Annotated in this window: 30 protein-coding genes; 19 read left to right on the forward strand and 11 right to left on the reverse strand. The window is 63.1% G+C overall.

Translation table 11 applies throughout. The features are described from left to right. Positions 1 to 7: 7 nt before the first annotated feature. The 4 genes from R6U53_RS14940 to R6U53_RS14955 all read left to right on the forward strand — a co-directional run bounded on the left by R6U53_RS14940 (position 8) and on the right by R6U53_RS14955 (position 2,249). Positions 8 to 415, forward strand: a complete 408-nt coding sequence (locus tag R6U53_RS14940; protein ID WP_410323168.1) for a nuclear transport factor 2 family protein — start codon at positions 8 to 10, stop codon at positions 413 to 415. After that, positions 415 to 651, forward strand: a complete 237-nt coding sequence (locus R6U53_RS14945) for a hypothetical protein (RefSeq protein ID WP_410323169.1) — start codon at positions 415 to 417, stop codon at positions 649 to 651. The genes R6U53_RS14940 and R6U53_RS14945 overlap by 1 nt, the downstream gene beginning before the upstream one ends. A gap of 69 nt (positions 652 to 720) precedes the next feature. Further along, positions 721 to 1,887, forward strand: a complete 1,167-nt coding sequence (locus R6U53_RS14950; protein WP_410323170.1) for a thiolase C-terminal domain-containing protein — start codon at positions 721 to 723, stop codon at positions 1,885 to 1,887. Continuing rightward, complete coding sequence (locus tag R6U53_RS14955) at positions 1,884 to 2,249, forward strand: Zn-ribbon domain-containing OB-fold protein (RefSeq protein WP_410323171.1); 366 nt, start codon at positions 1,884 to 1,886, stop codon at positions 2,247 to 2,249. Before R6U53_RS14950 ends, R6U53_RS14955 begins: the two co-directional genes overlap by 4 nt. A 28-nt stretch (positions 2,250 to 2,277) precedes the next feature. On the opposite strand, the gene R6U53_RS14960 is transcribed toward R6U53_RS14955, so the two are convergent. Both R6U53_RS14960 and R6U53_RS14965 read right to left on the reverse strand, forming a co-directional pair. After that, a complete protein-coding gene (locus tag R6U53_RS14960) occupies positions 2,278 to 3,228 on the reverse strand; it encodes a zinc-dependent metalloprotease (protein ID WP_410323172.1) in 951 nt (316 codons plus the stop codon). Positions 3,229 to 3,319: 91 nt separating this feature from the next. Beyond that, on the reverse strand, positions 3,320 to 3,574 hold the full coding sequence (locus R6U53_RS14965) for a hypothetical protein (RefSeq protein WP_410323173.1): 255 nt from the start codon (positions 3,572 to 3,574) through the stop codon (positions 3,320 to 3,322). Positions 3,575 to 3,674: 100 nt separating this feature from the next. Between R6U53_RS14965 and R6U53_RS14970 the strand changes: the two genes are divergently transcribed. The 4 genes from R6U53_RS14970 (at position 3,675) to purF (ending at position 6,792) form a co-directional block, all read left to right on the forward strand. Beyond that, the gene (locus R6U53_RS14970) at positions 3,675 to 4,739 is read left to right on the forward strand and encodes a M20/M25/M40 family metallo-hydrolase (RefSeq protein WP_410323174.1); all 1,065 of its coding nucleotides are present in this window, start codon (positions 3,675 to 3,677) and stop codon (positions 4,737 to 4,739) included. A gap of 61 nt (positions 4,740 to 4,800) precedes the next feature. Further along, complete coding sequence (locus R6U53_RS14975) at positions 4,801 to 4,986, forward strand: LSM domain-containing protein (protein ID WP_410323175.1); 186 nt, start codon at positions 4,801 to 4,803, stop codon at positions 4,984 to 4,986. Next, positions 4,983 to 5,156 carry a 50S ribosomal protein L37e gene (locus tag R6U53_RS14980; protein ID WP_137274881.1) on the forward strand — a complete coding sequence of 58 codons (174 nt, stop codon included), beginning with the start codon at positions 4,983 to 4,985 and terminating at the stop codon, positions 5,154 to 5,156. The genes R6U53_RS14975 and R6U53_RS14980 overlap by 4 nt, the downstream gene beginning before the upstream one ends. Before the next feature lie 163 nt (positions 5,157 to 5,319). Continuing rightward, positions 5,320 to 6,792 (forward strand): amidophosphoribosyltransferase, encoded by a 1,473-nt coding sequence (purF, locus tag R6U53_RS14985; RefSeq protein ID WP_410323176.1) that lies wholly within the window; start codon positions 5,320 to 5,322, stop codon positions 6,790 to 6,792. Positions 6,793 to 6,824: 32 nt separating this feature from the next. On the opposite strand, the gene R6U53_RS14990 is transcribed toward purF, so the two are convergent. Then, positions 6,825 to 7,262, reverse strand: coding sequence for a MaoC/PaaZ C-terminal domain-containing protein (locus R6U53_RS14990; protein WP_410323177.1), 438 nt, complete (start codon positions 7,260 to 7,262; stop codon positions 6,825 to 6,827). A 90-nt stretch (positions 7,263 to 7,352) separates the two neighbouring features. Between R6U53_RS14990 and R6U53_RS14995 the strand changes: the two genes are divergently transcribed. Then, the gene (locus tag R6U53_RS14995) at positions 7,353 to 8,171 is read left to right on the forward strand and encodes a lipopolysaccharide kinase InaA family protein (RefSeq protein WP_410323178.1); all 819 of its coding nucleotides are present in this window, start codon (positions 7,353 to 7,355) and stop codon (positions 8,169 to 8,171) included. Positions 8,172 to 8,200: 29 nt separating this feature from the next. Here the strand turns inward: R6U53_RS14995 and R6U53_RS15000 are convergent, their stop codons facing one another. The 3 genes from R6U53_RS15000 to R6U53_RS15010 all read right to left on the reverse strand — a co-directional run bounded on the left by R6U53_RS15000 (position 8,201) and on the right by R6U53_RS15010 (position 10,459). Further along, positions 8,201 to 8,917 carry a class I SAM-dependent methyltransferase gene (locus R6U53_RS15000; RefSeq protein ID WP_410323179.1) on the reverse strand — a complete coding sequence of 239 codons (717 nt, stop codon included), beginning with the start codon at positions 8,915 to 8,917 and terminating at the stop codon, positions 8,201 to 8,203. A gap of 79 nt (positions 8,918 to 8,996) precedes the next feature. After that, positions 8,997 to 10,313, reverse strand: a complete 1,317-nt coding sequence (gene gdhB, locus R6U53_RS15005) for a glutamate dehydrogenase GdhB (protein ID WP_410323180.1) — start codon at positions 10,311 to 10,313, stop codon at positions 8,997 to 8,999. Between the two features lie 2 nt (positions 10,314 to 10,315). After that, complete coding sequence (locus R6U53_RS15010) at positions 10,316 to 10,459, reverse strand: rubrerythrin-like domain-containing protein (RefSeq protein WP_410323199.1); 144 nt, start codon at positions 10,457 to 10,459, stop codon at positions 10,316 to 10,318. A gap of 195 nt (positions 10,460 to 10,654) precedes the next feature. Here R6U53_RS15010 and R6U53_RS15015 point away from each other — a divergent pair, with 195 nt between their 5' ends. Both R6U53_RS15015 and R6U53_RS15020 read left to right on the forward strand, forming a co-directional pair. Beyond that, positions 10,655 to 11,293 (forward strand): hypothetical protein, encoded by a 639-nt coding sequence (locus tag R6U53_RS15015; protein WP_410323181.1) that lies wholly within the window; start codon positions 10,655 to 10,657, stop codon positions 11,291 to 11,293. A gap of 17 nt (positions 11,294 to 11,310) precedes the next feature. Then, on the forward strand, positions 11,311 to 12,789 hold the full coding sequence (locus tag R6U53_RS15020; protein WP_410323182.1) for a response regulator: 1,479 nt from the start codon (positions 11,311 to 11,313) through the stop codon (positions 12,787 to 12,789). 22 nt (positions 12,790 to 12,811) lie between these two features. On the opposite strand, the gene R6U53_RS15025 is transcribed toward R6U53_RS15020, so the two are convergent. Beyond that, on the reverse strand, positions 12,812 to 13,432 hold the full coding sequence (locus tag R6U53_RS15025; protein WP_410323183.1) for a protein sorting system archaetidylserine decarboxylase: 621 nt from the start codon (positions 13,430 to 13,432) through the stop codon (positions 12,812 to 12,814). Positions 13,433 to 13,565: 133 nt separating this feature from the next. Between R6U53_RS15025 and R6U53_RS15030 the strand changes: the two genes are divergently transcribed. After that, the gene (locus tag R6U53_RS15030; RefSeq protein WP_410323184.1) at positions 13,566 to 13,955 is read left to right on the forward strand and encodes an Hsp20/alpha crystallin family protein; all 390 of its coding nucleotides are present in this window, start codon (positions 13,566 to 13,568) and stop codon (positions 13,953 to 13,955) included. A gap of 192 nt (positions 13,956 to 14,147) precedes the next feature. Here R6U53_RS15030 and R6U53_RS15035 read toward each other — a convergent pair whose 3' ends face one another. Beyond that, the gene (locus R6U53_RS15035) at positions 14,148 to 14,426 is read right to left on the reverse strand and encodes an amphi-Trp domain-containing protein (RefSeq protein WP_410323185.1); all 279 of its coding nucleotides are present in this window, start codon (positions 14,424 to 14,426) and stop codon (positions 14,148 to 14,150) included. A gap of 129 nt (positions 14,427 to 14,555) precedes the next feature. On the opposite strand from R6U53_RS15035, the gene R6U53_RS15040 reads away from it, so the two are divergent. Together R6U53_RS15040 and R6U53_RS15045 are read left to right on the forward strand one after the other, a co-directional pair. Beyond that, positions 14,556 to 15,389 (forward strand): YqcI/YcgG family protein, encoded by an 834-nt coding sequence (locus R6U53_RS15040; protein ID WP_410323186.1) that lies wholly within the window; start codon positions 14,556 to 14,558, stop codon positions 15,387 to 15,389. After that, positions 15,379 to 15,960, forward strand: a complete 582-nt coding sequence (locus tag R6U53_RS15045) for a cysteine hydrolase family protein (protein WP_410323187.1) — start codon at positions 15,379 to 15,381, stop codon at positions 15,958 to 15,960. The genes R6U53_RS15040 and R6U53_RS15045 overlap by 11 nt, the downstream gene beginning before the upstream one ends. 26 nt (positions 15,961 to 15,986) lie before the next feature. Here the strand turns inward: R6U53_RS15045 and R6U53_RS15050 are convergent, their stop codons facing one another. Together R6U53_RS15050 and R6U53_RS15055 are read right to left on the reverse strand one after the other, a co-directional pair. Beyond that, positions 15,987 to 16,247 (reverse strand): hypothetical protein, encoded by a 261-nt coding sequence (locus tag R6U53_RS15050; RefSeq protein WP_410323188.1) that lies wholly within the window; start codon positions 16,245 to 16,247, stop codon positions 15,987 to 15,989. 56 nt (positions 16,248 to 16,303) lie between these two features. Further along, on the reverse strand, positions 16,304 to 18,271 hold the full coding sequence (locus R6U53_RS15055; RefSeq protein WP_410323189.1) for a 3-hydroxyacyl-CoA dehydrogenase NAD-binding domain-containing protein: 1,968 nt from the start codon (positions 18,269 to 18,271) through the stop codon (positions 16,304 to 16,306). Positions 18,272 to 18,497: 226 nt separating this feature from the next. Here R6U53_RS15055 and R6U53_RS15060 point away from each other — a divergent pair, with 226 nt between their 5' ends. From R6U53_RS15060 to R6U53_RS15075, 4 genes are all read left to right on the forward strand, one after another. After that, on the forward strand, positions 18,498 to 19,652 hold the full coding sequence (locus R6U53_RS15060) for an acyl-CoA dehydrogenase family protein (protein ID WP_410323190.1): 1,155 nt from the start codon (positions 18,498 to 18,500) through the stop codon (positions 19,650 to 19,652). A gap of 11 nt (positions 19,653 to 19,663) precedes the next feature. Further along, a complete protein-coding gene (locus R6U53_RS15065) occupies positions 19,664 to 19,861 on the forward strand; it encodes a hypothetical protein (protein WP_410323191.1) in 198 nt (65 codons plus the stop codon). A 51-nt stretch (positions 19,862 to 19,912) separates the two neighbouring features. Then, positions 19,913 to 20,449, forward strand: coding sequence for a cob(I)yrinic acid a,c-diamide adenosyltransferase (locus R6U53_RS15070; protein WP_410323192.1), 537 nt, complete (start codon positions 19,913 to 19,915; stop codon positions 20,447 to 20,449). 66 nt (positions 20,450 to 20,515) lie between these two features. Next, positions 20,516 to 21,868 carry an NAD(P)/FAD-dependent oxidoreductase gene (locus R6U53_RS15075; protein ID WP_410323193.1) on the forward strand — a complete coding sequence of 451 codons (1,353 nt, stop codon included), beginning with the start codon at positions 20,516 to 20,518 and terminating at the stop codon, positions 21,866 to 21,868. Positions 21,869 to 21,897: 29 nt separating this feature from the next. Here R6U53_RS15075 and R6U53_RS15080 read toward each other — a convergent pair whose 3' ends face one another. Beyond that, the gene (locus tag R6U53_RS15080) at positions 21,898 to 22,197 is read right to left on the reverse strand and encodes a hypothetical protein (RefSeq protein WP_410323194.1); all 300 of its coding nucleotides are present in this window, start codon (positions 22,195 to 22,197) and stop codon (positions 21,898 to 21,900) included. A gap of 228 nt (positions 22,198 to 22,425) precedes the next feature. On the opposite strand from R6U53_RS15080, the gene R6U53_RS15085 reads away from it, so the two are divergent. After that, positions 22,426 to 23,847, forward strand: a complete 1,422-nt coding sequence (locus R6U53_RS15085) for an FAD-dependent oxidoreductase (RefSeq protein ID WP_410323195.1) — start codon at positions 22,426 to 22,428, stop codon at positions 23,845 to 23,847. Positions 23,848 to 24,273 lie beyond the last annotated feature (426 nt).

The raw sequence follows: 24,273 nt of genomic DNA on the forward strand, positions 1-24,273 counted from the left end.
CCGGGGTATGGACGCCGAGACGACCGTCAGGGCATACTACGATGCGCTTCGTGCCGGCGAGCCACTCGACCCGTTTTTCGCCCGCGACGAGTCGGTCGTGAAGTTCGGGATCGGCGAGCGGCTGACCGGCTACTCGGAGATACGGGAGGGTCTCACGGCACAGACCGAGACGACGGCGGACTGGCACGTCGGGAGCGAGCGACTCGCCGTGACCGAGCGCGGTGACCACGCGTGGTTCTCCGACGACGTGTTCATCGCGTGGACAGATCTGGAACGGCAAATCGATTACGAGTTCGAGAGCCGGTGGAGCGGGACCCTCGAACGCCAACCGGACGCTGGTTCGAGAATCGATGGGATCGACACTCCGTGGCGATTCGTCGGGATGCACGTTTCGGCTCCAGGAGGGACTCGATAGTGGTCGATCCGATCACGAACGACGACCGGAAACGGACGCTCAGATGGGCGAAACTCGCGACCGTCTGTCTCGTCGGCCTGTCGGCAGGGCTCATTTCGATCCAGGGTGAAGCAGCGGTTGAACTCGTTGCAGGCTCCGTCCTCGCAGGGCTGCTCGTCGGCACGGGCCTGGTCTGGTACCTGTTCCCGGGCGCTGACGAACTCGCTCCGGGGGCGGGGCAACGCTACCGGAAGTGACCGGCGCGAATCTCGATTTGAGGCGTTCGAATCCGTGCCGATTATAACCGCGGATGTCCACGTGTACACATGGCACGAGCAGCCGTGGTTGGCGCCGGCATGACGAAGTTCGGCGTCCACGACACACCGATGCAAGAACTCTTCGACGAGGCCGCGTTCGCGGCGCTCGACGACGCGGGCGTTTCTTCGCCGGATATCGACGCCCTGTACTTCGGCAACGCGATGGGCGGCTCCACCGAGAACGAGACCCACCTCGGGCCGAAGATCGCCGCTCACGTCGGCATGTCCGGAATCCCGGTCCAGCGATTCGAGGACGCGTGTGCGACCTCCTCGAACGCGTTTAAGAACGCCGTCGAGGCCGTCGAAGCGGGCGTCCACGACGTCGTTCTCGTCGGCGGGACGGAGCGATGCACCCCCAAAACCGGAAAGGATACCCCGGAGATGACCCGAATCTTCGGCTCCGCCTCCCATAGACAGTACGAACAGCCGACGGGACTCACCTTCCCCGGCGTCTTCGCGCTGTTGACGAAGCGGCACATGCACGTCCACGGGACGACGGAGGAACAACTCGCTCACATCGCGGTGAAAAACCACGGCAACGGCGCGTTGAACCCAAACGCCCACTTCGGTAAAGAGGTGACCGTCGAGGACGCCCTCGACAGCCCCGTGATCGCCGACCCGTTCCGGCTCATGGACTGCTGTCCGTTCTCCGACGGTGCGAGCGCAGTCGTCGTCGTCTCGGACGACGCCGCGACGTCCTACGACGCGCCCGTCGACGTTTCGGGCGTCGGTCATGCGACCGACGTGATCCCGATCGGCGACAAGGCGGAGATCGGCGTCACGCAGGCGGCCCGCGACGCGGCCGCGCAGGCGTACGAGCAGGCCGGCACGACCGCCGACGCGATGGAGTTCGCCGAGGTCCACGACTGCTTCACCGGAGCGGAGATCCTCGCGAGCGAGGCGCTCGGCCTCGTCGAGGACGGCCAGGGCGGTGTCGCCGCCGAGGAGGGCCGGACGGCCCGCGACGGCGACATCCCGATCAATCCGTCGGGCGGCCTGAAGGCGAAGGGTCACCCGATCGGCGCGACCGGGACCGCTCAGATCGTCGAACTCACCGAACAGATCCGCGGCGACGCGGGCGAGCGCCAGTTGGACGGCGTCGAGCGCGGCGTCGCACACAACCTCGGCGGCGATTCGGCGACGACCGTCGTCAGCGTCATGGAGGCACGACAATGAGCGATCTGACACACGCGGCCTGGAGCGACGCGCTCGAAAACGGGGAACTGCTCGGACAGACATGTGGCGGGTGCGACGCGACGCTCGGCACGCCGAAGGCGGCGTGTCCGCACTGCGGATCGAGGGACCTCGAAACGGTCGAGTTGCCGACGAGCGGCACCGTCTACACCGAGACGACGATCAACGTCCCGCCGATCGGGGTCGACCAGCGCGGCTACCAGGTCGCGGTCGTCCAGTTGGGCGACGCCCGGGTGATGGGTCGGCTCGTCGATCAGGACGTCGAGATCGGCTCGCGCGTCAGACTCGCCGGATACGACGAGGACGACGACGGTTACATCACGCCGCACTTCGAGGCCGAGTGATCGGTTCGCGCAGTATAAGATCGTATCTTTATCCGACCCGGCGAAGCCACACGTCGGGATCGTCCAACTCCTCGTTGGTCGGCAGATTCTCTTGGCGTTCCCAGACGGCGGCGGCCCCGGCGACGCCGCGCTCGTCGGCGACCGCGTCGAAGAAAGCCTTGCCGCGCTCGTACTGACGGCGTTTCATTCCGAACCCGAGCAGTCGGCGAATGAGTTGCGAGACGGGACCGACGTTTCGCCGCCGTTCGTCGAGTTTCTCGCGGAGGTCGGCGTACTCCTCGTCGAACGCCCGGTCCATGACGAGCTCGGCGTACCCCTCTACGGCGGTCATGGTGACGTTGAGATCGTCGAGTGCTCCGCGATCGAACCGACCCGCGGCGAGCTCCGAGACGGCGTGTTCCATGCTCGATTCGAGATGCGATGCGAGCCACGGCGCGCTGTCGAACTCCGCCGCGTGTGCCACCTCGTGGAAGGCGATCCATCGCCGGAATCGATCGCGGTCGACATCCAACGCTTCCGCGACCGCGACGATGTTCGGATGAACGAAGTACAGTCCGTGGTCGTGCTCGCCCTCGCCGAGCAGCAGGGGATCGTACTGACCGAGGACGTTGTTGGACAAAAATCCGAGCGTCACGGCCATCGAGCCGGTGTTCGCGGTTCGGGCCAGCGAGGGAACGAGCGTCGCTTGCCCCTCGAGGGGTGCGAGTAACCGCCGGAACGTCTCGACGTTCGCGTCGATCCAGTGGTGGCGGTTCTGGACCTCGATCGTGTCGGGGAGGTCGAAACCGACGCCCGCCGCGTCCCGGATACCGGCCCTCGCATCCGAGACGTCGTCCGCGTAGCCGTCGCGTTCGGCCAGCGAGAGCGACAGGTCGCCGGGGTCGGTCGCGGCGTGGGCTGCGGCTCCGACGGCGGTCCAATCGACCGGACCGTCGCCGTCAGATCCGGCGACGGCGCGGGCAGCGCGAAACAGATTCACAATCGGAGTAGCCGACCGCGGGTGAAAGCTCTTCCGGCGCTCGAAGTTAGCGTCGACTCGACTCACGGCGGGAGATCGAGGGGACGTACGCCTACGCAGGAATCACTTCATCCTCGTCGTCCTCCTCGCCCGCGAGTACACGCTTTCGGACGACGTACGCGACGGCGATGCTGAAAGACAGTCCGACCAAGACCGCGAGTATCGCTCCCTTCTTCGACCCCGAGCCGGCCTCGTCGGCGGCCGGTTCGTCGCTCGCGTCCACGTCCTTTTCGCCGTGGCTGTAGGGGGCATTCGCGGTCAGATCCGAGTCCTCGAAGTGGAGTTCGAGGAATGTGAACTCGACCATACGGCGCGTTCGTCCCGGAGCGTGTTATATGAATCGACGGTTCTCGGCGCGTGGGGGCGAACGTCGGGACGTTCATGTATCCGGCCACCGATCCTTCGGCATGGACGAAATGCAGCGGTCGTTTTTGACGGATCTTCTTTCGGTATCGACTCCCTCGGGGTTCGAAACTGCGGGCCAACGGCGCTGGTTGTCGTACGTCGACGAGCACGCCGACGAGACGCGTACCGACGCCTACGGGAACGCCGTCGCGATCCACGAGGGACCGGAGGAATCGCCGAGCATCGCGATCACGGGCCATGGCGACGAGATCGGGATGATGATCAGAGCGATCACCGACGAGGGGTACCTGCAGCTCTCGCGGATCGGCGGCTCGGATCGAACCGTCACTCGTGGCCAACACGTAACCGTACACACCGACGACGGCCCTGTCGACGGCGTCATCGGGCAGGTCGCGATCCACCTCCGGGATTCCGAGGACGAAACGTATGACGAGATCGCCGAACAACACGTCGACATCGGCGTCGAGGAGGGCGACGACGCCCGGGAACTCGTCGATATCGGTGATCCGGTGACGCTCGCCACCGAGATCACGGATCTCGCCGACGGTCGTCTCGCGGCGCGCGGGATGGACAACCGGGTCGGCATCTGGACGGCCGCGGAGGCGTTTCGCCGGGCAGTCGAGTCCGATCCGGACGTGACGATCTACGCGGTTTCGACCGTTCAAGAGGAACTCGGCCTCCGCGGAGCGGAGATGGTCGGCTTCGAGTTGGATCCGGACGCCGTCGTCGCGATCGACGTCACCCACGCGACCGATCACCCGGACACACCGAGCATTCGGGGAAGCGACGTCGAGTTGGGGAGCGGACCGGTCGTCGCCCGTGGGAGTGCGAACCACCCGTCACTCGTCGACGCCGTTCGGACGGTCGCCGCCGAGTCGGAATTCGACCTCCAGTTGGCGGCCGCGGGCAGTCGAACCGGAACCGACGCCGACGCCTTTTATACGGCCCGCGGTGGAATCCCGTCGCTCAACGTGGGGATTCCGAACCGGTACATGCACACGCCCGTCGAGGTGATCGATCGATCCGACCTCGACTCCGCGGCGGCGTTGCTCGCGGCGACGGCGATTCGGCTCGACGAGTTCGCACCGTTCGGTGTCGATCTGTAACTGGCGTAATCGTCCAGGACGGGTCGGTGCGTTTATACGGTTCGCGCGTGCCGGGATTTGTATGACAAGCCGTCCGCTCGACGTTCTCGAAGAGACGCTCGGAGACGACGTACGCGTCACGCTGAAGGGCGACACCGTGTACGAAGGCGTGCTCTCGGGCTACGATCAGCACATGAACCTCGTCCTCGAGGAGGACGACAACGTAACCATTATCCGCGGCGATAACGTCGTCTCGATACAACCATGACTGGCGCCGGGACCCCAAGCCAAGGGAAGAAGAACAAGACGACGCACGTCAAGTGTCGACGCTGCGGCGAGAAGTCCTACCACTCGAGAAAGAAGGTCTGTGCGTCCTGCGGATTCGGCAAGACCGCCAAACGCCGCGGGTACGCCTGGCAGTCCAAACAGGGCGAATAACGCTTCTGCCGTCGGACTTCGCGCTCGATCTCTGATCGAAGCGTGGAAGCGCTGTCGATCGGTTTCGAACAGTATGCACATATGTGCATAAACAAGCGTATTTCGAGCGCGGCATCACGCACGATGGAGTGGGTTTTTGTCGTTGGGACTCCCAGCGCTAGGTATGCCAGACGGGCGGCACTCGGATGGGCCGACGGAGAAATGCGGCGTGGTCGGCGTCTCGTTGGACGGGCGAGACGCGGCCCAGCCGCTGTACTACGCGCTGTATGCGCTGCAACATCGGGGCCAAGAATCCGCGGGAATCGTCACCCACGACGGGTTCCAACAGCACAGCCACGTCGAGATGGGGCTCGTCGGCGACGCCTTCGGGGAGGCGGATCTCGAGTCGCTGAAGGGTTCGACCGGCGTCGGACACGTCCGATACCCGACAGCGGGTAGCGTCAACGCCAGTTGCGCACAGCCGTTTTCGGTGTCGTTCAAATCCGGATCGCTCGGGTTGAGCCACAACGGCAACCTCGTCAACACGGACGAACTGCGCGACGAACTCGCCGCGAACGGTCACGCGTTCACGAGCGACGGGGACACGGAGGTCATCGCACACGACCTCGCGCGGAACTTGCTCGAAGCCGATCTCATCCGGGCTGTCAAGCGGACGATGGACCGAATCCACGGCTCGTACGCGCTCACGATCGCCCACGACGATACGGTTCTCGGCGTCCGCGATCCGCAGGGCAATCGGCCGCTCTGCATCGGCGAACTCGACGACGGTTACATCCTCGCCTCCGAATCGGCCGCGATCGACGTTCTCGACGGCGAACTGGTCCGCGACGTTCGCCCCGGCGAACTCGTCGTCTTGGAGGAAGACGGCGCAGGCTTCGACTCCTACCAACTCGTCGAACGGGAGAACACCGCCCACTGTTTCTTCGAACACGTCTACTTCGCCCGGCCGGACTCGCGCATCGACGGAAGTCTCGTCTACGACGTTCGCCGCGAACTCGGGCGTAAGCTCTGGGAGGAATCGGGCGTCGAAAGCGACGTCGTGTTACCGGTCCCCGACTCGGGACGGGCGTTCGCGTCGGGATACGCCGAAGCCGCCCAAAGCGAGGGCGCGGACGTGGAGTTCGCCGAGGGGCTGATGAAGAACAGGTACGTGGGCCGGACGTTCATCATGCCGACACAGGACGCTCGCGAGCGTGCCGTCCGCCTCAAACTCAATCCGATCAAAGACGTCGTCGAGGGACGGACCGTAACCGTCATCGACGACTCGATCGTCCGCGGCACGACCTCGACGCAGCTGGTCGATCTGCTCAACGACGAGGGGGCCGAGGAGGTCCACATGCGGATTGGCGCGCCCGCGATCGTCGCCCCCTGTTATATGGGCATCGACATGGCCTCCCGCGATGAGCTGATCGCCGCCGGACAGGACACCGAGGCGATACGCGAGACCGTCTCGGCCGATTCGCTCGCGTACCTCTCAATCGACGCCATCGCCGAGGCGTTAGACGAGTCGCGGGCCAATCTCTGTCTCGGCTGCGTTACCGGCGAGTACCCGTACGATATAGAGGGTGAATCGACGGATCGAGACGTCGTTCGCCCCGAGATCGGCGACGTACGAGCCGGCGTCGCCGACGATTGATCGGGTCGGAGAAGCGCCGTCCCGACCCCCGATCAGATCGCCCAAACGGTGTCGTTTCGCATGTCGAAGACGAGTTCGCCGTCGACCGTCGCGGTTCGACGGGTCGTGACCACGCCTCGACCGTCGTTTCGGACGGACGTTCGCTTATCCAGTACGTCGAGCGAGACGGCGAGCGTCTCGCCGGGGCGAACCGGGGCCGGAAACCGGAGTTCCTCGAGGTGGCCGGCCGCGACCAGATCCGAATTCCCGTAGAAGTGCTCGACGACCGGGGGTTGCGTCAACGCGAACGTGTGGATTCCACTGGCGATGACGTCGCCGAACGGTGACTCGGCAGCCGAATCCGGATCTGTGTGGATGTCCAGCGGGTCATACCGCGCGCCGAACTCGATGATCTCCTCTCGGGTGACGGAGGCCGCCCCGCAGTCGATGGTGTCGCCGACCGTCACGTCGGCGAACGTTCGATGACTCATAGGCATCGTCAGGGAACCGGTTCGAATAGCGGTTGTGGTCCGTGCGTCGAGGACACAGCTTATTAAGCGGCCGAGGCTACATGGCGTCGTATGGCCTTCCGACGACTTCTTCGATCGAGTGTCCCGGAGTCACAACTTTCGGCCGTCGCAGCGGAGGTCACCCGCCGCTTCGGGGAGCCCACAGAAGACGTCGAGTGGGAGCGGCTCGATGCGAACAACTGGCTGTCGGTTCCCTGCGTCGTGAACAGGCGGTGGTTCGTGAAGGTCATCACGGAACAGCACACGTTCGTCCACGCGCTGTTGACCGCCGGCCGAAACATCGGCGCGTTCTCTTCGGGGACAGAGGGATTTTTCGAACGCTTTTCCACGCCGATCGAAATGGCCGAGCACGAACTCGATGCCACGAAGCGGATCCGTGAACTCGGGATCGCCGCGCCCGAACCGATCGAGGCGTTCGAGTACGAAGGGGTCGGCGTGTTGGTGCTCGAGTATCTATCCGCGTTCCGGACGCTCGACGAGTTGCCGTCCGAGGAGATTCGTTCGTTCGCCCCAACGGTGTTTTCGAACCTCGCGTCGATGCACGCCGCCGGGCTCGCACACGGCGATCTACGCGCGGAAAACGTGTTGGTGGCCCCGGACGCCGAGGGCGTCGAAACGCTGTACTTCATCGACGCGACCCGCGTGCAGGATGGAACCATCGACGACGCGAAGGCCTACGACGTCGCCTGTGCACTCGCCTCCATGGAGCCACGTATCGGCGCGGGCTCCGCGACCGACGCCGCGCTCGAGTCCTACTCGATCGATGAGCTCCTCGCAGCACGCGATTTTCTGGATTTCGTCGGACTCCGGCCCGATCACGATTTCGACACTGCGGGTCTCAAAGGCGAGATCGAAAAAGTCGCATCCTGATCGGTGGGACCGGCGGCGGCGAACGATCGTCAAACGCCCACGAACCATCGCCAGTGCTGTTCGAGCGGACCCTCAATACCGTCGAGGAGGGATCGAGCCCGCTCGACACGCTCGTCCGTGTCGAGGCGCGGATAGAGTCGCGCTGCCATCGCGGGAATCGAGTGAAGGGATCGAAGCTCCTCGGCGGTCGTCTCGAACGTCCACCGACCACGCTCGACGGAAAAAGACGCACGAAGGGCGTCGCCGACCGCCTCAGCGCTCGTGGGCGATCGCGACTGACGGGCGAGCGATGCGAACACGTCGGTGCCGTCGGGCGTCATCCAGCCGATCGGGGCGACGGCACCGACGACGCCATCGGGACGAAGCACCCGACTCGCCTCGCTGGCGGCTCGATCCGGCTTAGGCGTCAAAAACAGCGACGCGGTGAACGCGACGGAGTCGAACGTGTCCGCCACGAACGGAAGGTGATCGAAATCACCCTGAACGCGGTCGTTGGCCCGGTTCTCCTCAAGCATCGATCGGCTTAGATCCAGCGCGATGGGAGTAACGCCGTGGGCTTGGAGCCGCCGGGTGCTAATTCCGGATCCGGCACCCGCGTCGAGACAGGTTTCGATCGGGAACGCACACCGATCGGACATCGCGCGGTACAGTCGATCGGCGAGCGTTCCGAACCGCCCGCTCATGCGTTCGTACGCCTCGTAGGCGTCCGGGCTCGCGTCGAAGTTGTTTCGGATGGCGTCTTTCATGCTTGGCTGGGATCCTACGCCGATACACACGGCCGAGGAAAAAGAGCGTATCCCCGAACCGGCGTCGGCCGCGGTTCGATCAGGGCCACAGGCCACGGGATTCGTGCGCCGCGACGATCCGCGAGAGCGCGACGATGTAGGTGGCCTCGCGCCACGTCACGTCGCGTTCTTCGAAGGTGTCCCGAATGGCGCGCCACGCCTCCAACATCTCGACCTCGAGTTCCTCGTTGACTCGTTCGAGCGACCACGAGCGACGATTGATGTCCTGGAGCCACTCGAAGTAACTGACCGTGACGCCACCCGCGTTCGCCAAGATGTCGGGGATCACCGCGACGTCCCGGTCGGCGAGTATCTCGTCGCCGCGCGAGGTGACCGGACCGTTCGCGCCCTCGACGACGATAGGAGCTTCTACCGCGTCGGCGTTTTCGGCGTCGATGACGTTGCCGATCGCGGCTGGGATCAACACATCCGCGTCGAGTTCGAGCAGTTCGTCGTTCGTGATGACGGTGTCGGCGTATCGCGTGACGGCCTCCGGCTCCTCGTCGTGTGACGGAACCGAGGCCACGTCGATCCCGTCGGGATCGTACATGGCCCCGTTCACGTCGCTTATCGCCACCACGGAGGCGTCCCACTCGTCCAGTTGGTGAGCGGCGTTCGCCCCGACGCTTCCGTAGCCCTGGATAGCGACGGTCGTCTCATCCAACGGCATGCCGTAGTATTCACACACCGCGCGGGTGACGATGGCGACGCTTCGTCCGGGAGCCTCCTCGCGACCTTCGCTTCCGCCGACGATCGGCGGCTTGCCGGTGACGACGCCCGGAATCGTCTCGGCCTCCTGCATCGAATAGGCGTCCATCAACCACGCCATCGTCTGTGCGTCTGTTCCCATGTCGGGAGCCGGTATGTCACGTGTCGGACCGATTACCCCTCGTATTTCGTTTGTAAACCGTCTCGTCAACCGTTCTTTCTCGCCGTCGGACAGTTGTTTCGGGTCGACCGCGATGCCGCCCTTGGCCCCACCGAACGGGAGGTCCATAACCGCGCACTTCCACGTCATCCACATCCCGAGGCCGACGCATTCGTCTCGGGTAACGTCTGGGTGATACCGCAGTCCGCCCTTGTAGGGACCCCTGACGCTGTCGTGTTGTGCGCGATACCCGGTAAAGACCTCGACAGTTCCGTCGTCGCGCTTGATGGGTACCGTCACCTCCTGGACCTTGGTCGGGTGGCGGAGTCGTTCGACCACGTTCGGGTCCAAATCGAGATGGTCAGCCGCTCCGTCGAGCTGTCGGCGAGCGGTTTCGAGCGCCGACTCCGGTTCCGCTCCGCGAGTGGATCCCGATTCGGACGTGGTGTCATCGCTCTTCGACCGCTCGGATCCGGTATGTGCGTCCATTGTTATTCGACCGTTATGAGATGGTTTCTCATCTCCCCACCACAGTTCGGACACGAGTCCGAGTTGTTCCGCGCTCCGAGTACCATTCCACACGTGAAACACTCGTATGGCCTCTCCGCGTTCGAGTCGTATTCAGGGTCTATCATGACTGTATCGAGCGCCCCGCTCCGCTGCACTCACTATATTGTAATAAGAATATTAAGAAATAGCTTGTGGTTACCCTTGCGGTGGTACAACGCGCTGAGGGGGGATCTTTGTCGATATGTCACGTCGTCTCGACAGAATGCGTCCTTTCGTAAGCACAAAGCTTTATACAATCATGTGTCATTATCACAAACAAAATGGATAGCCAACAAGTCAACGAAGGGGACGGTAATCGGGGGGACGCTGACCGACGAGCGACCGCCAGGGAGATGGCGATCGGGTTGGCCCACGTGTTCAGAGCGCACGACGAGGGGGAAAGACAGAGAGCGATCGACGCGTGTCGTCGGGTGGACGAACTGCAGTTTCCCCACCTCGACGACGAAGACGTCGAACTCGCTGCAACGGCACTCGTCGAAGCGCTCTGGGCGAAAGACGAAGTCGAGTTTCGGTGTCTGACCGGCGGCGAGATCGACGAGGAGCGGATATTGGACGCGGATTACAGTCGAGTTTCCTCACGCCTTCGACAGCGGGCGCTTCTCGTCGGAGCCGATCAACGATACGCGACGAACAAGGTCGAAGCGTGGCGACAGCACAAGGCCGGCGGGGACTACTGGACGCCGTATCAGCGCGCCCAGATGTACGAGATCCGCGCGGCGATACAGGACCCGGAGTACCCCAAAAAACAGCGAGGGGGACGATCGGGACCGGGGCCCGAACCGATGCGATACGTGCTCGCCTCGGAACTGCACGATATGAACACGAAACGCCACTGGGAACAGGGTATCGAGGTGTTGGTGCCGTACTACGACTTCATCCTGGGACGGACGAGGAAATGAAGAACGTATATAAAACGATGGAGGTTGACGGAAACGGCGTCGAGGACGAACTCACGCCCCTCATTATCGGGATCGGATCCGAAGTCGAGATCACGGTCCTCGTCATCGACGACGATCCGGATCTCCTCGATCTGACGGCCTCGTTCCTCAAGCGGGAACGTGACGAGTTCTCCGTCAAGTCCGAGCCGAACCCCGAAGACGCGCTCGAACGGCTGCGCGAGAACCCCGTCGACGTGATCGTCAGCGATTACGATATGCCAGGGATGAACGGCCTCGAATTCCTCGAAGCCGTCCGCGAGGAACACGAGGATATCCCCTTCATCCTCTTCACCGGGAAGGGATCGGAAGAGATCGCGAGCAAAGCGATCTCGAAGGGGGTGACGGATTACCTCCAGAAGGGGACCGATTCCAGCCAGTACTCGCTTCTCGCGAACCGCATCGCCAACGCGTTCGAGCAATACGAGTCGCGAAAGCGCCTCGTACAGTCCCAGCAGAAATTCAGCAAGCTGGTGATGAACTCGACGGACATGCTGGGTATCGTCAACGCGCAGGGCCGATTCGAGTATATTTCGCCGGTCTGCAAGGATATTCTCGGCTACGAGCAAGAAGAGCTCATCGGCGAATGCGCCTTCGATTATCAGCCGGTCGAAGATCGAAAGCACGTGATGGAGCTGTTCTTCGACGCCATCGAGGACCCGACCCAAGAGCCGGTCATCGAGCACCGCTTCAAAACGGCCGACGACGATTACGTACTTCTCGAGACCCGTGGGAAGAACATGTTCGACGACGATCTCATCGACGGATTCGTCGTCAACGCCCGGGACATCTCGGGGTTAAAAAAGCGCGAGCGCGAGCTCGAACAGCAAAACGAACAGCTCAAAGACATGCGGAAGGTCATCGCCCACGACATCAGAAACCCGCTCAGCCTCGCGGCAAACTCGATGGTCCTGTACGAGGAGACCGACGACGAGGAGCACTTAGAGCGAACCAAACGCGCCATCGAACGCATCGACTCGCTGGTCGATCGTGTGCTTATGATGGCAAAGCACGAGCGCACGGTCGAAGGAACCGAACAGGTACCGCTCAAAGATATCGCGGAGCGCGCCTGGGAGATGGTCGGAACGGAGACCGACCGGGCGGAGTTACACGTCGTCGATTCGCGCGAACTCGAAGCCGATCCGAACGCGCTTCAACAGGCGTTCGAGAACCTCTTTGCGAACGCGATCGAGCACACGAGCGGCGATTTGACGGTCCGGGTCGGGACGATGGAGGATGGCATTTACGTCGAGGACACGGGACAAGGCATTCCGAAGGATTCACGAGAGAGGGTGTTCGAATCGGGATACACCACGAACGCGAACAACACCGGCTTCGGATTGAACATCGTCAAACAGATCTTCGTGGGTCACGGCTGGGAAATCGACCTCACAGAGGGTGCGGACGGCGGCGCGCGCTTCGAAATCACGGGCATCACGTTCCGACCGACCGTCTACTGACACGGATCGTTCGTGGACTCGGTTAGTTCGACGCGATGACCGTCTCACCCGCGCGGACACGCTGACCTTTGTGGACCCGAACGTCGTCGGGATCGTACGACGGTGAGAGGAGAACGTCGGCTCGTGAGCCGAACGAGATGTGCCCGATCCGATCGCCGCGGTCGAGTTCGTCGCCCGGTTCGACATACGGATGAATACGGCGAGCGACCGCGCCCGCGATGAGCGTCACTTCGTACTCGCCGCAATCGATACGGACACGCTCGTTTCGCTCGGACTCCTTGCTGAACGCGGGAAGATGTCGTCCAGGGGTGTGTTCGACCGCTTCGACGGTGCCAGCGTCGGGGGCGCGGTTCACGTGCACGTCGGTCACGTTCATAAAGACCGCGACGCGGACCCGATCGTCCTCCCGGCGAACGACCGAGACCCGACCGTCGGCCGGTGCGACGACCCCGGCCGGCGGGGGCGAGCGTCGTGGGTCGCGGTGAAACCACAGTGTGATCGCCGCCGCGAGGAGACACGCGACGCCGAGCGGCGGAGTGACGACGAGAAGCGGGACGGCCGCGAGGAGCGGGACACGAGCGAGCCGCCACGCACCGGGGGCGACGGCCGGACGCGCCGTGATCGATGGAAGCGATAGGACCACTGTATACACACTCCGTGTGAATCATCAAGGCCGTTTTGGTCGCGCCGCTGTCTATCCGGCGGTTTGTTATCACTGTTCCAGCGATATTTAAGCTCCGAGGGCGCCTTAATACGGGCGAACAGCCATGAAACGAATGACCGTATTCGACGAGATGAACCGCCTGTTCGACGAGATGAGAGACACCATGTTCGATAGTCGCTTCGACGTCGGCTACGGACGCTCGGAGATCCCTGTCCGAACCGAGACCGACGACGACGGCTACGTCGTCCACGCCGACCTCCCGGGCTTTGAGAAGTCCGAGATCGAGCTCCGGTTCGACGAGGGCGCCCTGACGATCGACGCCCACCACGAGGGCTCCGACGGTGGCGAAACGTGGGCCCGAAGCGTTCACGAGGGGCTCAAACTCCCCGGCAACGTCGACGAGGAGGAAATCGAAGCCAGCTACCACAACGGGGTTCTCGAAGTTCGCCTCCCAGCCGAGGACGCGGCCGAGGAATCCGGCCGCAGGATCGATATCGAGTGAGTTCGACGGGAACCGTTTGTCAAACCAACCAATCGGTACTTAAATCCAAGAGTCGTGAAAGATAAACGACCGGCGGACTTGAGTATGCCGCGTTGAGCGAACGACGCGCTGACGATGGAGAAAGCGTAGGAATCAGTTTACAAGAGATGTCGGTCCACTATTTACGAACGCTACGCTGCTCCGGGGACGCACCTACTCGATCGTCAACTCGCCGCCACCGTCCGACCCGTCCTCGTCCCACTCGAGTTCGAATTCGATGCTCAGTTCTCCCGGGCGGTCGGTGGGCCCTTCCCGCTCGGCTTTGACCTCGAACGTCGGGCGGGCGGGCGGTTCCATCGTAACCGACTGCCCACCCGCCTTCAGGGTGATCTGTTCACCGGCATCGAGGGAGTCCGCGACGGTTCGCAGATAGGACGCGATCTCGGCGCGGGTCATCGTGCTTTCGGATTCGAATAGGACTTCCTCCGGCATGTTAGTGCGTACGACCGCCGAAAAAATAAGGGCTCCCCGTAACCCCCTCCGAGTTGGGGTCGATCGAAACACCCTATAGCGCTGCCGAAACCGTTGCATAAAAGCGGACAGAGGGCCCATATCCCGACAATGACGAAGTCTATCGTCGGCGAACTTCGGAGCCAAGAGATCCTCCGGGCCCGGGTCGAATCCGGTGTGGCTCCCGAGTGGGTTCGAGACCACTGGACCACCTTCCGCGAAGGGCTGTTGGGCGAGCGAAACGGATCGCCGTTCCCGTGCTTTTTCGGCGCCGAATCGGTCGCCAACGGCGATCCGCTGTACACCGCCGTCCCGTCGATGACCGACAAGGACGCGCTCCTCGATCTCGGCCGAACGCTCCTCGAATACCTCGATCGGTGGCAAGACCACAGCGAGCGGGCGTCGCTCGTGACCTTCTTCAAGCCGCCCGAACGTCCGCTCACGGAGTCCGAGTACCACGATTCGCTCTGGCACATCCTGCAGTTCCTCCACGTCCACGACCCGGAGCCGTGGCCCGAAGATATTCCGACCGATCCGGACGACTCCCGATGGGAGTTCTCCTTTGGCGGCGAGCCGATGTTTCCGACCTGTCGAGCGCCGTTTTATCGGACCCGCAAGAGCCGATACTGCCCGGTCGGCCTCGAAATCACGTTCCAACCGCGCAAACTCTTTGAGACGCTGAACGTGACCGCCGACACCGACGCCGGCCAACACGCCAGAGACGTCATTCAGGGCCGACTCGAGGAGTACGACGGCGTCTGCCCCCATGCCGACCTCGGCGATTGGGGTGTCGAAGGCGACCGCGAGTGGCCACAGTATATGCTTTCGGAAGACGAGTCACAGGCACCGGAGGAATGCCCGATCAACGTGACGCGTGAGCATCCGAAATCGGACCTCATTTCGGACGTTCGCCGACCGATACCGTCCGTCCGTCATGCCAGATAGGAATACGAACCGCGACCCCGACGAGAACCGGCCGGTTCTCGTCTTGATCGATTTTCAGAGCGGATTCGACGATCCGATCTGGGGTGAACGCAACAACCCTGACGCCGAATCGAACGCTAACGCACTCCTCACGGCGTGGCGCGACCGCGACCTCCCGATCGTTCACGTCAGACACGATTCGGTGGAAGCCGACTCGCCGCTTCGGGGCGACGAGCCGGGCTTCGAGTTCAAGCCCGCACTCCGGCCGACCGAGGACGAACCGGTGTTCGTCAAACGGGTCAACGGCGCGTTCGTCGACACCGACCTCGGGGCGTGGCTCCGCGAGTGGGGACACGACTCACTCGTCCTCTGTGGACTCACGACCGACCACTGCGTGTCTACGACGACGCGGATGGCCGAGAATCGGGGGTTCGACGTGACCGTCGTCGCCGACGGGACCGCGACCTTCCCACGAACGCTCGACGGGGAGACCTTCGACGCCTCGACGGTCCACAGGACCGCCTTGGCACACCTGAACGGCGAGTTCGCGACCATCGAAACGACCGGCGGAGTGCTCGACTCGATCGACTAACCGAGCGTCGTCTACCGAGTCGCCCCCTACCGTTCGTATAACCGGCTGCCGTCCCGTGGGCAGTACTCGAACGTCGGGTTGCGCGTGGCGAAATCGCATCGTGAACACTCCCTGATCGGTGGTCTCTCGCTCGCTGCGTCGTCCGAACCCCGACTCGCGAACAGAAACGGGACGAAGGGGACGAACAGGAAGAACAGAAACGAGCCGGTGTAGACGTAAAACAGGACGCTCACGGCGAGACTCGCGAGGAGACCGGCGAGCGCTGTCAGTGTTCGGGAGCCGACCATCGACGCTCGCTACGTCGCGAACGCCGTTGATCGTTTCGACCGAGACCGCAGCCGATCTATTTCCCCTCGAACTCCGGCTCTTCGTCGCTCATGAACGCCGTGATCCCCTCCATGAGGTCGTCGGTGTTCATCAGGTGACCGAACGCCTGCGCTTCGAGTTCGAGGCCGGCGTCGATATCCTCCCAGCCGTAGATCATCGCGCGTTTCGTGAGCTTTTGGGAGATCGGCGGCCCGGCTGCGATGTCGGCGGCGAACTCGTGGACGCGCTCCTCGAAGGAATCGTTCTCGACGACCTCCGTCACGACGCCGTAGTCGTACATCGTCTCGGGGTCGTATCGTTCGGCGGTGAAGACGATCTCCTTCGCGCGGCCGAAGCCGGCGATGCGCATCAGCCGCTGGGTGCCGCCCCACCCAGGCAACAGACCCAGATTGTGTTCGGGGGTGCCGAGTTCGGAGCGTTCGGAGGCGAGACGGAAGTCACAGGCGAGTGCCAGTTCGAAGCCGCCACCGAGTGCGTAGCCGTCGATCCCGGCGACGACCGGTACATCGCACTCTTCCAGTTTGCCGAACGTTTGTTGACCCTTCCGGGAGAGTTCGATCGCGTCTATCGGGTCGGCGTTTCCGGCCATCGACGTGACGTCGGCCCCGGCCGAGAACGCGCGGTCGCCCTTGCCCGTGATGAGGATAGATCGGACCCCATCGTCCGCTTCGAGCATATCGACGGCCGCCTCGAACTCGTCGAGCAGGTCGGCGTTGATCGTGTTCATCCGGGCCTCGCGGTCGAGGACTATTTGGCCGACCTTGTCATCGGGATAGCGAACCTCGAGGTTGGTGAACTCGAGGGGGTCGTCCTCTCCGTCGCCGTAGAATCCGCCTGCCTCGGCGGCCTCCCGAAGCCCGTCCGAAACTTCGAATCGGGAGTGACCGGTTTCCCCGTAGAGCGATTCGAGCGTCTCGACGAGGGTGGCGAGTCCCGCGTCGTCGGCCATCCTTGCCGGACCGTCGGGGAAGCCGGCACCCAGCATCACGGCCTCGTCTATCGCGGCCGGGTGAGAGACGTCGTTCCCGACGAGATTGCCGACTTCGTTGGCCATCAGCGCGAGGAGTCTGTTGGCGATCTCCTCGCTGCCGGCGTCGGTCGGGATCTCCGCGCCATCACCGTCCTCATAGTCGTAAAATCCCTGTCCGGTCTTTTTACCGAACCGCTCGGCTTCGACCGTCTCCTCCAAGAACGGTGCCGGTTCGTAGGCATCTCCAAGCACCTCATTCATATACTCGAGGACGTGGTAGGTCACGTCGTTACCGACCTGATCGCCGAGTTCGAACGATCCCATCGGCAGGCCCATGTCGAACTTCGTCGTCGAGTCGACTTCCTCGACCGTAGCGACATCCTCCGAGACGATCCAACACGCCTCGTTCATCAGGGGAACGAGGATCCGGTTGACGATGAATCCCGGTGAGTCCTTTCGGACGCGGACGGGCGTCTTGCCGAAGTCCTCCGCGAGCGCCTCGGTCACGTCGAGCGTCTCGTCGGCCGTGTGGCCACCGGAGATAACTTCGACTAACTGCATCTCGACCGGCGGGTTGAAAAAGTGCATCCCGCAGAACTTCTCCGGCCGGTTCGTCTCCTCGGAGAGTTCGGTGATAGAAAGCGACGACGTGTTCGAGGCGATGATGGCGTGGTCGGGGAGAGACTCCTCGACGTCGCCGTACACGTCGTTTTTGATCTCCATCTTCTCGGGGACCGCCTCGATGACGAAGTCGGCGTCGCCGACGGAATCCTCGATGTCGACGTACGGCGACACGTTATCGAGTGCGTCCTCGGCCTCCTCATCCGAAATCCGATCTTTCTCGGCTAGCTTCTCCAGTGACCACTCGATCTGTTCGTAGCCGTTCTGGACGAACTCCTCTTTGATGTCGCGCAGATTGACGCTGTACCCCGCGAGGGCGGCGACCTCCGCGATCCCGTGGCCCATGTTCCCGGCCCCGAGCACCGCGATTGTCTCGATGTCATCGATTTCCATTGTTAGCGTTTTGACGCTCATCCGGAACCCGTTTCAACGTTTCCCTCCCGGTACGGTACAGCCAATACCTGGAATAAAATGGCCGAGAACGGCCGAATATGCTGCCAACGCGGGGCGAGAAACCGCTCGGTTCGGCTGAGAAAATAAGACACGCGTTTGAACGATGTTTTAGTTTATACCGTTTTTGATGCGAAGTGTTATGTGGTGCCGCTTCGGTGTTTGGCGTATGGACTTCGGCCTTACCGACGAGCAACAACAGTTGAAAGAGGAGGTTCGGCGATTCGCCGACAACGAGGTTCGCCCGAACGCCCGCGAGTACGACGTCGAGGAGAAGTTCCCCCACGAGATCGTCGACGCGGCCGCCGAGATGGGGCTGTGCGGCGCGACCATCCCGATGGAGTACGGTGGGGCCGGCTACAACGCGGTCGATTCGGTGCTCATCGCCGAGGAACTGTTCGCCGCGGACCCCGGAATCGCCCTGTCGATCCTGGCGACGAGTTTCGGCACGGAGGCGATCGTCGACTACGGAACGGACGAACAAAAGGAGCGGTTCTTGGAGCCGGTCGCGAGGGGCGAAGCCATCTCGGGAGCGGCGATTTCGGAACCGGATACCGGCTCGGACGTCTCCAGTGTGAGCACGCGCGCAAAGAAGGACGGCGACGAGTGGGTGATCAACGGCAACAAGATGTGGATCACCAACGGGACGGTTGGGGATTTCTTCGTGGTGTTCTGCAAGACGAACCCCGAGGTTGAGGGTCGATACAACGGCTTTTCACAGATCGTCGTCGAGTCCGATCGCGACGGTTTCGAGTCGGAAAAGATCACCGGGAAGATGGGGATCCGTGCCTCCGACACCGCGGAACTCATCCTCGACGATGTTCGGGTTCCCGAGGAGAACCTGATCGGAGCGGCCGACGCCGGCTTCCTCCAGCAGATGAACTTCTTCGATGCGACCCGGACCGGCGTCGCGGCGCAGGGCGTCGGCATCGCGAAAGGTGCGGCCGAGCGCGCGTTGGAGTACGCCCAAGAACGTGAGCAGTTCGGCCGACCGATCGGCGACTTTCAGGCGATCCAACACAAACTCGCGGAGATGTACACCAACACCGAGGCCGCGCGCAACCTGACGCTGAAATCAGCCTGGGAGGTCGACGAAGGTGGCGCACCGAACACGACGCTGGCCTCGATGGCCAAGGAGTACGCCTCCAGGGTCGCCGTCGAGGTCGCCAACGAGGCGCTGCAGATCCACGGTGGAGCAGGCTACGTCAACGACTTCGACGTCGAGCGACTCTACCGGGACGCGAAGATCACACAGATCTACGAGGGAACGACGGAGATTCAGAAGATGATCATCGCCCGCGAGTTGCAGGGGAAGGGCTTCTAACGCCGCACTCGATGGTCAGAGGACTCGTCTCGGATGGGCCGATCCGCGCCGCGACGTTCTTCGCGCTCGCGTTCACCCTCATGCTGATCGGCGGGGTCGCGATCGGAGACCTCCGGGCGGGTGTCCGCTGGGGCCTCGCACTCGGAGCGGCGTTCGGCGTCTTCGCGTACTTTTTTATACGGCCGACGGACGACTCCGAGATACACTAGACGAATAGCCGCACGGTTTTAGGTCATCGCGGCCCGAACGCCACAACAGGCATGAAAATATACACCGGACGCGGCGACGAAGGGATGACCGATCTCCGAGACATGTCGCGGATTTCGAAGACCAGTCCACGGATCGAGGCCTACGGGACCGTCGACGAAGTGAACAGCCTCATCGGGTTGACTCGACCGTCGGGCTACGAGGACGTGGACGAGCGCCTGGGAGCGATTCAAAACCACCTCCATATCATTCAGGCGGACTTCTCGAACCCGGATGCGGACGACCAGGAGTCACCACACATTGAGGAGCGTCACGTCGAAACGCTCGAAGAGTGGATGGACGAGTTCGACGAGGAACTCGAACCGCTTCAGAGTTTCATCCTCCCCGGCGGGAGCGATATCGGGGCGAGACTTCACCACGCGCGGGCGGTCAGTCGGCGCGCCGAGCGCCGAGCGGTTGCTTTGGCCGCCAACGACCCCGTCAACGACGCCGCAGTTACGTACCTCAACAGACTCTCGGATGCGCTCTTCGTGTTCGCTCGCGTGTTGAACAAACGCGAGGGCGTCCGCGAAGAATCGCCATCGTATTGACCTCGGCAGACGGGCGGACGAGTTTCGTTCAATCGTTTTAAGCCCTACCGGGTCGCCGAAACGAGTATGAACCACGTAGATGTCGCCATCGTCGGAGGAGGACCGGCGGGGTCTTCGGCCGGATACACGGCTGCCAACGAGGGTGCCGACACCGTCGTCATCGAGAAAGGTGTCCCGCGCGCGGACCGGGAGGGTCTCGGTCCGGATTCGACGGACGCCGCCGGTATCCTCGATTACTGGGTCGACATCATGGACCTCGCCGAGCCGATCCCGGAGCACGTCAAACACCGGGAGCTCGACGCAGCGGAGTTCATCGGCCCCACGAAGACGCTGGAGCTGACGGATACGGGGATCGACGCCACGTATCCGAACTTCGGGTTCACTATGCACCGAGCGGGGTTCGACGATTGGCTCCGAGAGCGCGCCGAAAACGCGGGAGCGGAGTACCGGGTCGGAACGTCGGTCGCGGACGTCGAGACGGACCTGACCGGCGCGCCCTCACACACGCTCACGCTCCGCGACGGAACCGAGATAGAGGCCGACTACCTCGTCCTCGCCGACGGTCCACAGCGGACGATCACCGGCCAGGTGCTGGAGCGTTGGCTGCCGGACGATCGCGTGGAGCAACTGGAGACCCGCCGGACGAACCACATCGCCTACCAGGAGTATCGCGAGATGCCGGAGGAACTGTTCGAAGGCGATCGAATCAAGTTCTGGTGGGGGTACATGCCGGGGCACACGGCGTACCCGTGGGTGTTCCCGAACGACGAGACTGCCGCCAGGATCGGTCTGACGATGCCGATCGGCCTCGACATCGACACCATCGAGAATCGGGACAGCTACCGGTTGCTCCGCCCCGAGGACGAGCGGATCCCGAAAGGACGCGTCTACCTCGAACGGCTGATCGAAACCGCGTATCCGGGATACGAAATCGATGATTTTCCGATCCTCGAAGACCGCGGCAAATCCCGTGGAACGGAGACGTATCCGATCTCTTCGACCCGACCGATCGAGTCGCCGACGCGGGCGAACGTGGCGGTCGTCGGCGGCGCGATGGGGGCGACATCGGCGTTCCACGAAGGGGGTGACCACGTCGCAGTTCGAACGGGATCGATTGCGGGCCGACTCGCCGCACTCGGTGCGATGAGGGCCTACAACGCCGAATGGCATCGAGCGATCGGGTCGGAAATACGACGCAACTGTATCTTTGCGGATATGGTCGAGGGGAACGAACCGGACGATTGGGACCGGCTGTTCGGTCTCGCCGACAATATCGTCAGTACTGACGGGATCCAACCACGAGAGGCACTCTACGACGGCTGGGCCGGGACGAAGCTCTTCGCCGAGTACACGTGGCGGAAGTTCGGCTATCGGCGGGGCCGGTACGCGCAGGTTCTCGAAGACGAGTACTCGATATAGCGGTATCAAAAGCTCGGTGTCCACGGGGTCTACGCGGTCCCGTCGTCCGGGGCATCGGGCGAACCTCCGTCGTCATGATCACTCCCGTGGGGACCCGTTCCGGTATCGTTATCCGGACCACCGCTGGTGGAATCCTCGCCGGTGGTTTTCTCGAGTTCGACCAGCAGGTCCGCACTGCTGTCTGCGATACTGATCTGCTCCTCGGTCTCAGCGTATCCGTCCGCCTGGACACCGACGGTGCACTCGCCGGTCGGGAGTTCGATGGTTACCTCGCCATTGGCGTCCCGCTGAGCCGCGTCCGCTGCGGACGTGCCATCCTCTCCCTCCACCGTGTACCTACTGCCCACGGCGACCGCTTGAATCGCTACACCACGCGACTCCCGAAGTCATCACAGCGGCCGCCATCGGTCGCCTCCTGACCGCAATGGCCTGGTTCCCGTCGACGGATCGCGCGGCGAGCTCCGGACTCACGCGTCGCTGCACGGGGCAGCGACTTCTTCGACCCGAACTGCTAAATATTGTCGAGAATGTATATCCTATCAGTAATCTCATACGATATGACACTGACCAATATCGAACGATACGGCGGGCCATTGGGGGAGTCTCTCGGGGATCGAGCCGTAGTCCTCGGTGGGAGTATGGCCGGCCTCTGTGCAGCGCGGGTGCTTGTTGACGCGTTCGAGGAGGTAGTGGTGCTCGAACGCGACGAGTTCCCGGAGGAGCCGAAAATCCGCGACGGGGCACCACAGACGAGCCATCCACACGCAATGCTTGAGGCCGGCCGGGAGACCCTGGAGGATCTGTTCCCCGGGTTCGGCGATGACGTCCAAGCTGCCGGAGGGCTCAAGCTGGACATGACCGACGATTTTACCTGGTACGACCAGGGTGGGTTCGTGACCAGCACAGACGCGGCGATGCCCGCGCTGTACGCCAGCCGCCCGCTGTTCGAGCACGCCGTCCGCGAGCGGATGCGCGACCGCGAAACGGTTCGGTTGCGGGGCGGCTGCCGGTTCTTTGGTTACCGGTACAACGACGACGAGGACCGTGTGACTGGCGTCCGGTTCCGCGACGACAACGGCGCAGAGGCGAGCCTCGAAGCGGCGCTGGTCGTCGACGCTACCGGCCGGACCAGCCGGACCCCAAACTGGCTCGAGGCTCATGGTTACCCGGCCCCGGAGACTAGCGAAGTCGAGGTGAACGTCACCTACAGCACGGTCCGCATCGAGCGGCCGCCCGAAGCCGAGGGGGGCGTATTGGTCGTCCCGGAGGCCGATCGGCCCCGGGGCGCCGCGATGATGCCCGTTGAAGACGGCCGCTGGGAGATCGTTTTCCAAGGCATCCACGGAGAGCGGGCGCCGGCCGACCGCGAGACGTTCCTCGAGTGGGCCGAGCGGTTGCCGGTCGAGGAGATCGCCCGCCAACTCCGCGAACAGGAGTGGGAATCGGACATTCACCGATACCCGTTCCCCGCGAGCGTCCGACGTCACTATGAGGACCTCGATCGGTTCCCGGACGGGCTAGTCGTTACGGGAGACGCCGTCGCCAGTTTCAATCCGATCTACGGCCAAGGCATGTCCGTCGCGGCGCTAGACGCGCTTGTGTTGCATCACGAACTCGAAAACGAACTCGCGGGGTTGGGCCCGCGGTTCTTCGACCGGGTGAGCCACATCGTTGACGAGCCGTGGCAGCTCGCGGTCGGCAACGACTTTATTTTCGAGGGGACGACCGGCTCGAAGCCGACCGGGACGGACCTGTTCAACTGCTACGTCGCCCGCCTCCTCCGGCGGGCTCACGACGACGGCGCGTTAACCGAGGCGTTCTTTCGAGTGTTTCGGCTGGAGCGGTCCACGACCAGCCTGCTTCGACCGAGCGTTGTCTGGTGTGTGCTCCGCCCGCGGCTTGGGGACGACACCGACGCGGACAGATCGGAGGATCGCATGCGGTTCGGTCGTGACACCGCAGAGTCGCCGACCGACTGAGAGTGCCGGCTCGCGCGTCCAGGTCTGAGACTCAAAAGGCGCCACATCCCGCGAGACGCCAGCGGCGAAACAGATGTTCAGCGAATGGTTTTTCCAAATCGCGGCGTTTGCACGTGCGCCGGGTCGAGATGTACGATATCCAGCCAGAAAGAACCCTCTGACAGCCGTTTAAGCGGTTCATGAGCCCTTGCTGCAATCCCTCGGTGCTGGGTTTCAAGCGTCCTGTGGCATCCAGCGCACGTATCTTGCAGTCCAGCGGCGAAAAGAAACGTCACACGACTCTGTGACATCCTCTCACGGTGAACGACGGGGTTTCCCACGAGCGGAGGCTTGCTGGTCTGGAAGAGTTACACCTTCACCTCCCCGAAAGAATATTTACAGTGCTACGCTACCGTCACCCTCTCTCCCGTCGTGAGACGGGACGGG

It is taken from the genome of Natronomonas sp. (genome assembly GCF_046483325.1).
Classification (GTDB): Archaea; Halobacteriota; Halobacteria; order Halobacteriales; family Haloarculaceae; genus Natronomonas.